This is a genomic window from Streptomyces sp. NPDC046939 (genome assembly GCF_040644575.1).
In the GTDB taxonomy this organism is placed as follows: domain Bacteria; phylum Actinomycetota; class Actinomycetes; order Streptomycetales; family Streptomycetaceae; genus Streptomyces.
On record NZ_JBEYWV010000016.1, the window covers coordinates 16,792 to 29,779 of the forward strand.

Sequence of the window (12,988 nt, forward strand, 5' to 3'; positions counted from 1 at the left end):
CGGCGCGGCGGGGTCCTCGCATACGATGGCCGTTGCTCAGGCTGTCGCTTGAGTAACCGACCGTGCCAGGCCCGACCGGCAAGGAGACCAACCGCGTGTCCGTCCTCCAGAAGATCATGCGTGCAGGCGAAGGCAAGATCCTGCGCAAGCTGCACCGCATCGCGGACCAGGTCAACTCCATCGAAGAGGACTTCGAGTCGCTCTCCGACGCCGAGCTGCGCGCCCTCACGGACGAGTACAAGCAGCGGCTCGCGGACGGCGAGACCCTGGACGACCTGCTGCCCGAGGCGTTCGCGACCGTGCGCGAGGCCGCCCGGCGCGTCCTCGGCCAGCGCCCGTACGACGTGCAGTTGATGGGCGGCGCCGCGCTCCACCTCGGCTATGTGGCGGAGATGAAGACCGGTGAGGGCAAGACCCTGGTCGGCACCCTGCCGACGTATCTGAACGCGCTGTCCGGCAAGGGCGTCCACCTCATCACGGTCAACGACTACCTGGCCGAGCGCGACTCCGAGATGATGGGCCGCGTCCACAAGTTCCTCGGCCTGTCCGTCGGCTGCATCCTGGCGAACATGACGCCGGCCCAGCGGCGCGAGCAGTACAACTGCGACATCACGTACGGCACGAACAATGAGTTCGGCTTCGACTACCTGCGCGACAACATGGCGTGGTCGAAGGACGAGCTGGTCCAGCGCGGCCACAACTTCGCGGTGGTCGACGAGGTCGACTCCATCCTCGTCGACGAGGCCCGTACGCCGCTGATCATCTCCGGCCCCGCCGACCAGGCCACCAAGTGGTACGGCGACTTCGCCAAGCTCGTCACGCGCCTGAAGAAGGGCGAGGCGGGCAACCAGCTCAAGGGCATCGAGGAGACCGGCGACTACGAGGTCGACGAGAAGAAGCGCACCGTCGCCATCCACGAGGCGGGCGTCGCCAAGGTCGAGGACTGGCTGGGCATCGACAACCTGTACGAGTCGGTGAACACCCCGCTCGTGGGCTATCTGAACAACGCCATCAAGGCGAAGGAACTGTTCAAGAAGGACAAGGACTACGTCGTCATCGACGGCGAAGTCATGATCGTCGACGAGCACACCGGCCGTATCCTCGCCGGCCGCCGCTACAACGAGGGCATGCACCAGGCGATCGAGGCGAAGGAAGGGGTGGACATCAAGGACGAGAACCAGACGCTCGCCACGATCACCCTGCAGAACTTCTTCCGCCTCTACGACAAGCTCTCCGGCATGACCGGTACGGCGATGACCGAGGCCGCCGAGTTCCACCAGATCTACAAGCTCGGCGTCGTCCCGATCCCGACCAACAAGCCGATGATCCGCAAGGACCAGCCGGACCTGATCTACCGCACCGAGGTCGCCAAGTTCGACGCGGTCGTCGACGACATCGCGGAGAAGCACGAGAAGGGCCAGCCGATCCTCGTCGGCACCACGTCCGTCGAGAAGTCCGAGTACCTCTCGCAGCAGCTCTCCAAGCGCGGCATCCAGCACGAGGTGCTCAACGCCAAGCAGCACGACCGGGAGGCGACGATCGTCGCCCAGGCGGGCCGCAAGGGCGCCGTCACCGTCGCGACGAACATGGCCGGCCGTGGTACCGACATCAAGCTCGGCGGCAACCCCCAGGATCTCGCCGAGGCCGAGCTGCGCCAGGCGGGTCTCGACCCCGTCGAGCACGTCGAGGAGTGGGCCGCGGCCCTGCCCGCCGCCCTGGAGCGGGCCGAGCAGGCCGTCAAGGCGGAGTTCGAGGAGGTCAAGGAGCTGGGTGGGCTCTACGTCCTCGGCACCGAGCGCCACGAGTCGCGGCGCATCGACAACCAGCTGCGCGGTCGCTCCGGCCGTCAGGGCGACCCGGGCGAGTCCCGCTTCTACCTCTCCCTCGGTGACGACCTGATGCGGCTGTTCAAGGCGCAGATGGTCGAGCGCGTCATGTCGATGGCCAACGTGCCGGACGACGTGCCGATCGAGAACAAGATGGTCACGCGCGCGATCGCCTCCGCGCAGTCGCAGGTCGAGCAGCAGAACTTCGAGACCCGCAAGAACGTCCTGAAGTACGACGAGGTGCTCAACCGCCAGCGCGAGGTCATCTACGGCGAGCGCCGCCGCGTCCTGGAGGGCGAGGACCTGCACGAGCAGGTGCAGCACTTCATGGACGACACGATCGACGCCTACATCCAGGCCGAGACCGCCGAGGGCTTCGCCGAGGAGTGGGACCTCGACCGGCTGTGGGGCGCCTTCAAGCAGCTCTACCCGATCAAGGTCACCGTCGAGGAGCTGGAGGAGGAGGCCGGTGACCGCGCCGGTCTGACCGCCGAGTTCATCGCCGAGGCCGTCAAGGACGACATCCACGCGCAGTACGAGCAGCGCGAGGAGCAGCTCGGCTCCGAGATCATGCGCGAGCTGGAGCGCCGCGTCGTCCTCTCCGTCCTCGACCGCAAGTGGCGCGAGCACCTCTACGAGATGGACTACCTCCAGGAGGGCATCGGCCTGCGCGCCATGGCGCAGAAGGACCCGCTGGTCGAGTACCAGCGCGAGGGCTTCGACATGTTCACCGCCATGATGGAGGGCATCAAGGAGGAGTCCGTCGGCTACCTGTTCAACCTGGAGGTCCAGGTCGAGCAGCAGGTCGAGGAGGTCCCGGTCGAGGACGCCGCGCCCGCCACGTCCCTTGCGAAGGAGGACGCGGTCCCGGCGCAGGCCGGCTCGCGGCCCGAGATCCGCGCCAAGGGCCTCGACGCCCCGCAGCGCCCGGACCGCCTGCACTTCCAGGCGCCGAACGCCGAGGGCGGTGTCGACGAGGGCGACTTCGTCACCGAGGACGGGCCGACGCGCTCGGAGGCCGACGGCCTGACCCGCGCCGAGCGCCGCAAGCAGGCGAAGGGCCGTCGCCGCAAGAAGTGACAGGCGCTGCCGTGCGCTGAGCGGTTCCTGAAGGGCCGGGCACGGGGTGCCCGGCCCTTCACGCGTTCCCGGGCCACTCGCCCAGGCATGTCCCGGGGCGCTCGTCGCCTCGTTCACGTGGTGTCGCGTGGTGGGCGGGCGCCGAGTTCTACCGCTGTGACTCGCCAGCGGTTGTCCCGGGACAGGTGCATGCGGAACGCCAGTGCGTGCAGGCGGGGGCCCGCTGTGATGCGGGCGAAGACCTCGTACGTGCCGTCCGCCGGGACGAAGTAGCCGATGTCGTGGATGGTCGGGCGGCGGCCGCCGGTGCCGAGGGGGCGGCGGGCCACCAGCCACAGCAGGTCGTCGTAGGCGCGGTCGGCGGTGTAGCGGGCGAACCAGTGCGGGGGCCTGGTGCCGTCCAGGACCAGGAGGAGGCGCTGGGTGAACATCTCGGTGGGGTGCGGCGGCGCCTCCGGCGGGACGCGGCGGCGTACGGCGGGGCGGCGGGGGTCCTGGCGGGCCGGAGGGCGGGACGGGGGCCGGGCCGGAGACTGGGTCGTTCCTCGGGGCCCCTGCCGGAACATCACTTTCTGCACTTCGCCTCCGCCTGCTCAATACCGGTCGGTAACACTGCGTGTGGGACCTTGTACGGGGCCCGGGCAGAGGCGTGCAAGGGGCGCGGGACCGGCCTCGTAGGCACCGGCGCATTCACCTATCCGGGTGACGCGGCGGCGGGACGGCGAGTGTCGGGGCCAGGACCGCCGGGAGACCGGCGCACCGCCCTTGACGTGGGCGGGAGGAAGCGCCCGCAGCCCGAAGGGGTACTCCCTTACGTATCCTGAATCCCCTACGCCCCCGAAGACGACGAAAGCGGCCGGCCATGCGCGTGTACGTACCTCTGTCCCTGCCCCGACTCGCAGAGGCGTACAAGACGGGCGAGCTCGGGCCCGCGCCGCTCACCGCCTACGCCGTGACGCCCGCGCTGCGCGAGTGGTACCTCTCCGACGACATCGAGGAGCTGGAGTACGCGGCCCTGAACCGCGCCGCGCTCGCCTCGCTGCGGCTGCTCGCCGGGGAGCCGGAGGCGGCGCGGCGCCGGGTCGTCGTCGCCGTGGACGTGCCGGACAAGGCCGCCGTCACCGACCCCGACACCGGCCTCGACCCGGCCTCGCTCGGCGAGGTCACCGTCCGCGAGACCGTGGGCCTCGCCAAGGCCGCCGCCGTGCACGTGGACGCCGACGACGCCGAGGCCGACGTCACCGCCGCCGCGGACGCGCTGGGCGCCGCCGACCACGGCGACGACGACGCGCAGTTCGTCGTCGACGGGGCCGAGGACCACGAGCTGCTGTGGTTCGCCACGCAGGAGATCCCGAACCTCGTCGGGCGCGAGGACTGAGGCGCGACGACTGATGTCCAGGCGTTTGAGGCCCGCGGCCTCCATCGCGGCGCTGGGTAGGTTCTAAGGATGGGGAGACACATACCTGCCGCGCACATCGTCTGGGACTGGAACGGGACGCTGTTCCACGACAATGAGGCGATCATCCGGGCCACCAACGCCGCCTTCGCGGAGCTCGGGCTGCCCCCGATCACGCTGGAGAAGTACCGCGCGCTGTACTGCGTGCCGGTGCCCAAGTTCTACGAGCGGCTGATGGGGCGGGTGCCGACGCACGACGAGTGGGTCCTTATGGACGACGCGTTCCACCGGCACTACGCGCTGCACTCCGTGGAGTGCGGGCTCGCCGACGGGGTGGAGCCGCTGCTCGCCGGATGGCAGGACGCGGGCCGCAGCCAGTCCATCCTCAGCATGTACGGGCACGAGCAACTGGTACCGCTGGTACGGCGCATGGGCATCACCGAGCGGTTCGTGCGGGTCGACGGGCGCACCGGTCCGTCCGGCGGCAGCAAGGCCGAGCACATGGTGCGCCACCTCGGCGCGCTGCGCGGCGTGGCCCCGGAGCGGACGGTCGTCATCGGGGACGCCGCCGACGACGCGGTCGCGGCGCTCGGCGCGGGCGCGCACGCCGTGCTCTACACCGGCGGTTCGCACAGCCGCGCGAGCCTCGAAGGGGTCGGCGCGCCCGTCGTGGACACGCTCGCGGAGGCGGTGCGCGAGGCGGAGCGGCTGGCGGCGGCCGCCTGAGCTGCGGTGACGCGGCGGTCTAGGTATACGGACGCGCGGGTCCGCGTCGCTCTGCGTATACCTGACTTCACGTATACCGATGTATGGAGCACGGACGCGCGGTGATGCTGGGACCGGCTGTCCCTGCGGAGGGGCGGCCGGCCCGCCGTGACCCCGCGGGCTGCTCCCGCACGTCACGAGCCGGCCGTCACGACCTCACTGTCACGAGCCGGCCGTCACCGGCGCCTTCGCCCGCAGCACCGTGAGGAACTCCCGCATCCAGGCGGCGTGGTCCGCCCAGTTGCGGGACGAGACGAGCGTGCCGTCGACGACCACCTCCGCGTCCTGGAACGTGGCGCCGGCCGCCTGCATGTCGGGTTCGAGCGCCGCGTACGCCGTCACGCGGCGGCCCCGCAGTCCGTCGACCGCGGCGGTCAGGAGCGGGCCGTGGCAGATCTGGGCGATGGGCTTGTCGGAGTCGAAGAAGGCTTTGACGATCTTGCGGAGTTCGCCGTCACCGCGCAGGTACTCCGGGGCCCGGCCGCCCGGGATCACCAGAGCCGCGTAACTGCCGGGCTCGACGTCCGCGAAGGACAGGTCGGCCTGCAAGGTGTAGCCCGGCTTCTCGGTGTAGGTGTCGAACCCGGGCTCGAAGTCGTGCACCACGAACCGCAGCCGCTTGCGCGCGGGGGCGGCGACGCGGACGTCGTAGCCCTCTTCGCGGAGGCGTTGGTACGGGTAGAGGACCTCCAGGGACTCCGCCGCGTCGCCCGTGACGATCAGGATCTTCGGTGCCATTGGTCACACCCCTCCCCTCGGGCGGCCGGGTGTCCGCCGTCGTGCCCAACCTGCCGCCGCCCCGCACTCCTGGCAAGAGGGCGGGTCGCGCCCGTGGTTCTGTGCAGAGTGTCAAAGTTCGACCGTAGGTTTTGTACACATACAGCTCATGAGGGTTCCCCGCGGAGAGCGATAGCCTGGTGCCGTGATCAGCGCGATATCTCGCGGGGGCATCGTCGCCCCCTGCCCGCGCCGGGGACACACGGGTCGCCACCGCGACCGTGCCCGGCGCGCAGCCGCTGATCGTTTCAGGCGGATTGCCACTTCGTTGGAAATGGCGCAATACCGTCCGCTCTTCTTCCAATCCGGCATAACGTCGAGGCTGACCGGACACCCCGTGTCACGGCGTTGCGTCGACCGCTTCATCACCGGAACGTCTACGTCACGCAATGGCGCGCGACAGGAGCCAGAGGACAATGCAGACCAAGCTGGACGAAGCCAAGGCCGAGCTGCTCGCACGGGCCGCCCGGGTAGCTGAGAACAGCCCGGTAGGGGGGCACCTACCGACCGGGGCGGCGGGCGAGGGCGCGGACGGTCCCCTGGACCAGGAGACCGTGCTCGCGTTCCTCCGGCGCTACTACCTGCACACCGCGCCCGAGGACCTGGCCGACCGCGACCCGGTCGACGTCTTCGGCGCCGCGTACGCGCACTACCGGCTCGCGGAGAACCGCCCGCAGGGCACGGCCAATGTGAAGGTGCACACCCCGACCGTCGAGGAGAACGGCTGGACGTGCAGCCACACGGTCGTCGAGGTCGTCACCGACGACATGCCGTTCCTCGTGGACTCGGTGACCAACGAGTTGTCCCGGCAGGGCCGCGGCATCCATGTCGTCATCCACCCGCAGGTCGTCGTCCGCCGTGACGTGACCGGCAAGCTCCTGGAGGTGCTGCCCGACGGGTCCGGCGCCGACGGCCACGACGTGCTCACCGAGTCGTGGATCCACGTCGAGACGGACCGCGAGAGCGACCGCGAGGACCTCAAGCAGATCACCGCCGACCTGCTGCGCGTCCTGTCCGACGTACGGGAGTGCGTCGAGGACTGGGAGAAGATGCGCGACGCCGCGCTGCGCATCGCCGAGGAGCTGCCCGCCGAGCCCACCGCGGGCGACCTCGCCGAGCAGGAGGTCGACGAGGCCCGCGAGCTGCTGCGCTGGCTGGCCGCCGACCACTTCACCTTCCTCGGCTTCCGCGAGTACACCCTCACCGACGACGACTCCCTGGCCGCCGTCCCCGGCACCGGGCTCGGCATCCTGCGCGCCGACCCGCAGCACGAGGGCGAGGACCACCACCCGGTCTCCCCGTCCTTCAACCGGCTGCCCGCCGACGCCCGCGCGAAGGCCCGCGAGCACCGCCTCCTGGTGCTCACCAAGGCCAACAGCCGCGCCACCGTGCACCGTCCTTCCTACCTCGACTACGTCGGCGTGAAGAAGTTCGACGCGGACGGCAATGTCGTCGGTGAGCGCCGCTTCCTCGGCCTGTTCTCCTCCGCCGCGTACACCGAGTCGGTGCGCCGCGTCCCCGTGATCCGCCGCAAGGTGGCCGAGGTCCTCAAGGGCGCGGGCTTCTCGCCCAACAGCCACGACGGCCGCGACCTGCTCCAGATCCTGGAGACGTACCCGCGCGACGAGCTGTTCCAGACCCCGGCCGACGAGCTGCGCTCCATCGTCACCTCGGTCCTCTACCTCCAGGAGCGCCGCCGGCTCCGGCTCTACCTGCGCCAGGACGAGTACGGCCGCTACTACTCGGCGCTCGTCTACCTGCCGCGCGACCGCTACACCACCGGCGTCCGGCTGCGGATCATCGACATCCTCAAGGAGGAGCTGGCCGGTACCAGCGTCGACTTCACCGCCTGGAACACCGAGTCGATCCTCTCCCGGCTGCACTTCGTCGTCCGGGTCGCGCCCGGCACCGAGCTGCCGCAGCTCTCCGACGCCGACAAGGAGCGCATCGAGGCGCGGCTGGTCGACGCCGCCCGCTCCTGGGCCGACGGCTTCGCCGAGGCGCTGAACGCCGAGTGCGGCGAGGAGCGCGCCGCCGAGCTGCTTCGCCGCTACGCGGGCTCGTTCCCCGAGGGCTACAAGGCGGACCACTCGCCGCGCGCGGCCGTCGCCGACCTCGTCCACCTGGAGCAGCTCAAGGACGGCGGCAAGGACTTCGCGCTGTCGCTGTACGAGCCGGTCGGCGCCGCGCCCTGCGAGCGCCGCTTCAAGATCTTCCGGACCGGGGCGCCCGTCTCGCTCTCCGAGGTCCTGCCGGTGCTCCAGCGCCTGGGCGTCGAGGTCACCGACGAGCGCCCGTACGAGCTGCGGTGCAGTGACAAGACGACCGCGTGGATCTACGACTTCGGGCTGCGCATGCCGAAGCCGGCCAACGGCGGCGCGGACGAACTCGGCGCCGACGGCCGCGAGCGGTTCCAGGAGGCGTTCGCCGCGACCTGGACCGGGCTCGCCGAGAACGACGGCTTCAACTCCCTCGTCCTGCGCGCCGGGCTGAACTGGCGGCAGGCGATGGTCCTGCGCGCGTACGCCAAGTACCTGCGCCAGGCCGGTTCGACGTTCAGCCAGGACTACATGGAGGACACCCTCCGTACGAACGTGCACACGACCAGGCTGCTCGTCTCCCTCTTCGAGGCGCGGATGTCGCCGGAGCGCCAGCGCGCCGGGACCGAGCTGACCGACGGGCTGCTCGAAGAGCTCGACGGCGCCCTCGACCAGGTCGCCTCGCTGGACGAGGACCGCATCCTGCGCTCCTTCCTCACCGTCATCAAGGCGACGCTGCGGACCAACTTCTTCCAGGAGGCGGGTGGCGGGCAGCCGCACGCGTACGTCTCCATGAAGTTCGACCCGCAGGCCATCCCGGACCTGCCCGCGCCGCGTCCCGCGTACGAGATCTGGGTGTACTCGCCGCGCGTCGAGGGCGTGCACCTGCGCTTCGGCAAGGTCGCGCGCGGTGGCCTGCGCTGGTCCGACCGGCGCGAGGACTTCCGCACGGAGATCCTCGGCCTGGTGAAGGCGCAGATGGTGAAGAACACCGTCATCGTGCCGGTCGGCGCGAAGGGCGGCTTCGTCGCCAAGCAGCTGCCCGACCCGAGCGTGGACCGGGACGCCTGGCTCGCGGAGGGCGTGCGCAGCTACAAGACGTTCATCTCGGCGCTGCTCGACATCACCGACAACCTGGTGGGCGGCGAGGTCGTACCGCCCAACGACGTGGTGCGCCACGACGGCGACGACACCTATCTCGTCGTCGCCGCCGACAAGGGCACGGCGACCTTCTCCGACATCGCCAACGAGGTCGCGGCCAGCTACAACTTCTGGCTCGGCGACGCCTTCGCCTCCGGCGGCTCCGCCGGGTACGACCACAAGGCGATGGGCATCACCGCGCGCGGTGCCTGGGAGTCCGTGAAGCGGCACTTCCGCGAGCTGGGCGTCGACACGCAGTCGCAGGACTTCACGGTCGTCGGCGTCGGCGACATGTCCGGTGACGTGTTCGGCAACGGGATGCTGCTCAGCGAGCACATCCGCCTGGTCGCCGCCTTCGACCACCGGCACATCTTCATCGACCCGAAGCCGGACGCCGCCACCTCCTACGCCGAGCGGCGCCGCATGTTCGAGCTGCCCCGCTCCTCCTGGGCCGACTACAACAAGGAGCTGATCTCGCAGGGCGGCGGCGTCTTCCCGCGCTCCGCCAAGGCGATCCAGCTCAACAACCACATCCGCGAGGCCCTCGGCATCGAGTCCCGCCAGACGAAGATGACCCCGGCCGAGCTGATGAAGGCCATCCTCCAGGCGCCGGTGGACCTGTTGTGGAACGGCGGCATCGGCACGTACGTCAAGTCCTCGGCGGAGTCCAACGCGGACGTCGGCGACAAGGCCAACGACGCCATCCGCGTCGACGGCCAGGACGTGCGCGCCCAGGTCATCGGTGAGGGCGGCAACCTCGGCGCGACCCAGCTCGGCCGCATCGAGTTCGCCCGCACCGGCGGCAAGGTCAACACCGACGCCATCGACAACAGCGCGGGCGTCAACACCTCCGACGTCGAGGTCAACATCAAGGTCCTGCTCAACGGCCTGGTGTCCGACGGCGATCTGACGGTGAAGCAGCGCAACAAGCTGCTCGCCGAGATGACCGACGAGGTCGGCCACCTCGTCCTGCGCAACAACTACGCGCAGAACGTGGCGCTCGCCAACGCCGTCGCCCAGGCGCCGTCCCTGCTCCACGCCCACCAGCGGTTCATGCGCCGCCTCGGCAAGCAGGGGCACCTCGACCGGTCCCTGGAGTTCCTGCCCAACGACCGGCAGATCAAGGAGCTCCTCAACTCCGGGCGCGGACTGTCCCAGCCCGAGCTGGCCGTCCTCCTCGCCTACACGAAGATCACGGCGTCCGAGGAGCTCATCCACACGACGCTGCCCGACGACCCCTACCTGCGCGGTCTCCTGCACGCCTACTTCCCGCAGGCGCTGCGCGCGAAGTACCAGGACGCGATCGACGGCCACGCGCTGCGCCGCGAGATCATCACGACGGTCCTCGTCAACGACACGGTGAACACGGGCGGTTCGACGTTCCTGCACCGCCTGCGCGAGGAGACCGGCGCGTCCCTGGAGGAGATCGTGCGGGCGCAGCTCGCCGCGCGCGAGATCTTCGGGCTCGGCGAGGTGTGGGACGCGGTGGAGGCGCTCGACAATGTCGTCGCCGCCGATGTCCAGACCCGGATCCGGCTGCACTCGCGCCGCCTGGTCGAGCGCGGCACGCGCTGGCTGCTGAACAACCGGCCGCAGCCGCTCCAGCTCGCCGAGACGATCTCCTTCTTCAAGGACCGCGTCGCCGAGGTGTGGTCCGCGATGCCGAAGATGCTCAAGGGCGCGGACGCCGAGTGGTACCAGTCGATCTGCGACGAGCTGACCGGCGCCGGGGTGCCGGAGGTGCTGGCCGCGCAGGTCGCCGGGTTCTCCTCCGCCTTCCCGACGCTCGACATCGTGCAGATCGCCGACCGTACGGGCAAGGACGCGACGGCCGTCGCCGAGGTCTACTACGACCTCGCGGACCGGCTCTCCATCACGCAGCTCATGGACCGCATCATCGAGCTGCCGCGGGCCGACCGCTGGCAGTCGATGGCCCGCGCCTCCATCCGCGAGGACCTCTACGCGGCGCACGCCGCCCTGACGGCGGACGTCCTGGCCGTCGGGAACGGGGCGTCGTCGCCGGAGGAGCGGTTCAAGGCGTGGGAGGAGAAGAACGCGCCGATCCTGGGCCGCGCGCGCACGACCCTGGAGGAGATCCAGGGCTCGGACGCCTTCGACCTGGCGAACCTGTCGGTGGCGATGCGGACGATGCGGACGCTGCTGCGGGCGCACTCGTAGGGGCTACGTGACGGGGGGCGCCCCGGGCCGGAGGAGATCCGGCCCGGGGCGCCCCCTTTCTCATGCCCGCTTCCAGAGCGTCAGCTTGGTGCTGATGTCGGGCAGGTCGTTGCCGGTGGCCGGGCCGCTGACGCCGGTGACCTCCAGCATGGCGAGCCGGTTCTCGTCGGTCTGTGTGCACAGCACGGTGCCGACGGGCAGCGTCGCGCGCAGGTCCTCCGCCTCGATCTCGCTCGGCAGGACGTCGGACTGCGAGCCCTCCAGGCACTGGGCGGCGGTGGTGCCCGCGCTCTTGCCCATCGGCGTCTTGAACTCCCAGTCGCCCCCGGACACCTCGCTCAGTTCGAGGTCGTCACCGCCCGAGATGTCACCGGGGCTCTTGACCTTGGGCACGTCCAGATCGACCCCGATGACGTGTGCCCCGCCGGGCGAGCGCAGGGCGAAGGGCCGCGCCTTGACGACGGCCACGTACCCGGCGTCGTCCTCCTCCTGCTTCTGCCCGGTCTCCGTCGGGGACGGGGGCTGGCTCTCCTCGTGCGTGGGCGGGTGCACGGGCTGCGTGGTCCGCTCGCCGTGAGTGTTGGTGCCGCCGTTGTCGCCCTTGCCCAGCAGGTAGACCGCCGTACCCGCGCCGGCGGCGACCGCGGCGACCAAGGCCGTCGCGATCAGCGCGGCCCGCGCGCCCCGCTTCTTCGGCGCGGGCGAGGGCTGAAGCGTGGGGGTGTACGGGGCCTGGTGCGGAGCCGCCGTGACCGTGGGCGGCGCCGGGGCGGGCGGCGTCAGGACCTCCCGCTCGCGCCGCGCGATCTCCGTGGCGAACGGCGCGGGCAGCCACCCGTCGAAGTCGCCCGCGGAACGCCCGGACGCCTCCTGGCAGAGCGCGGCCAGCTCCTCGGTGCCGATGCGCTCGGCCGGGTCGGCGGTGAGCATGCGCGCGAGCAGCGGCCGCAGCTTCGGGTCGTAGCCGTCGAGCCTGGGTGGGCGGTGCGCGGTGTTGGCGATCTGCGCGGCGACGGTGATGGCGCCGCCGTCCCCGTACGGGTGGCGGCCGGTCGCGGCGACGGCGGCGATCAGACCGAGCGAGAACACGTCGGTGGCCGGGCCGACCGGGTCGCCGAGCGCGTGTTCGGGCGACATGTACTGCGGGGTGCCGATGAGGGCGCCGGACTGGGTGAGCTGGGTGGCGTCGACGGCGCGGGCGATGCCGAAGTCGATGACGTACGGTCCGCCGCCGCTCAGCATGATGTTGCTGGGCTTCAGGTCGCGGTGGACGACGCCCGCCGCGTGGATGGCGGTGAGGGCGCGGGCCGCGCAGCCGACGAGCTGCAAGGCGGCGGGCACGGGCAGCGGGCCGAGCGTGGTCAGGGCGTCGTGCAGCGGGATGCCGGGGATGAACGCCGAGGCCAGCCACGGAAGCTCGCCGGAGGTGTCGTGGTCGACGACCGGGACGAGGTGGTAGCCCTGGACGCGGCGGGCCGCCCGGACCTCCTGCTCGAAGCGGCGGCGGAAGCCGGGGTCCTGCCCGTACTCGCGGCGGATCACCTTGAGGGCGACGGGCTGGTTGCCGCGCGTGTAGGAGAGGTAGACGGTGCCCATGCCGCCCTCGCCGACCCGGGCCACGAGCCGGTAGCCGGAGACCTGGCGCGGATCCTGCGGGCCGAGCGGACTGAGTATCGACCCCGTGCTCGAAGCCATGGCGCATCCCCCGATGTGTGGTGTGTGAAAGGGGAATGAGCTTACGCGACAGGGGAGTTGCCCCCGAACCGATTTCCCCACTGGGCCCGGAC

At 70.7% G+C, this 12,988-nt stretch carries 7 protein-coding genes; 4 read left to right on the forward strand and 3 right to left on the reverse strand.

Translation table 11 applies throughout. From position 1 onward, the window contains the following. Window positions 1–95 precede the first annotated feature (95 nt). Entirely contained in the window at window positions 96–2,906 is a 2,811-nt protein-coding gene (gene secA, locus ABZ877_RS18910; RefSeq protein WP_361072150.1) for a preprotein translocase subunit SecA, read from the forward strand. 113 nt (window positions 2,907–3,019) lie between these two features. Here secA and ABZ877_RS18915 read toward each other — a convergent pair whose 3' ends face one another. Next, on the reverse strand, window positions 3,020–3,484 hold the full coding sequence (locus ABZ877_RS18915; RefSeq protein ID WP_361072153.1) for an Rv3235 family protein: 465 nt from the start codon (window positions 3,482–3,484) through the stop codon (window positions 3,020–3,022). 284 nt (window positions 3,485–3,768) lie between these two features. Here ABZ877_RS18915 and ABZ877_RS18920 point away from each other — a divergent pair, with 284 nt between their 5' ends. Both ABZ877_RS18920 and ABZ877_RS18925 read left to right on the forward strand, forming a co-directional pair. Continuing rightward, window positions 3,769–4,284 (forward strand): hypothetical protein, encoded by a 516-nt coding sequence (locus ABZ877_RS18920; RefSeq protein ID WP_361072156.1) that lies wholly within the window; start codon window positions 3,769–3,771, stop codon window positions 4,282–4,284. Between the two features lie 69 nt (window positions 4,285–4,353). Next, window positions 4,354–5,028: an HAD hydrolase-like protein gene (locus ABZ877_RS18925; RefSeq protein ID WP_361072159.1), complete on the forward strand. Its 675-nt coding sequence runs from the start codon at window positions 4,354–4,356 to the stop codon at window positions 5,026–5,028. Window positions 5,029–5,229: 201 nt separating this feature from the next. On the opposite strand, the gene ABZ877_RS18930 is transcribed toward ABZ877_RS18925, so the two are convergent. Continuing rightward, window positions 5,230–5,805: a DJ-1/PfpI family protein gene (locus ABZ877_RS18930; protein WP_361072162.1), complete on the reverse strand. Its 576-nt coding sequence runs from the start codon at window positions 5,803–5,805 to the stop codon at window positions 5,230–5,232. A gap of 455 nt (window positions 5,806–6,260) precedes the next feature. Between ABZ877_RS18930 and ABZ877_RS18935 the strand changes: the two genes are divergently transcribed. After that, a complete protein-coding gene (locus tag ABZ877_RS18935; RefSeq protein ID WP_361072165.1) occupies window positions 6,261–11,201 on the forward strand; it encodes an NAD-glutamate dehydrogenase in 4,941 nt (1,646 codons plus the stop codon). Window positions 11,202–11,261: 60 nt separating this feature from the next. Here ABZ877_RS18935 and ABZ877_RS18940 read toward each other — a convergent pair whose 3' ends face one another. Further along, window positions 11,262–12,896, reverse strand: a complete 1,635-nt coding sequence (locus tag ABZ877_RS18940) for a serine/threonine-protein kinase (RefSeq protein ID WP_361072168.1) — start codon at window positions 12,894–12,896, stop codon at window positions 11,262–11,264. Window positions 12,897–12,988 lie beyond the last annotated feature (92 nt).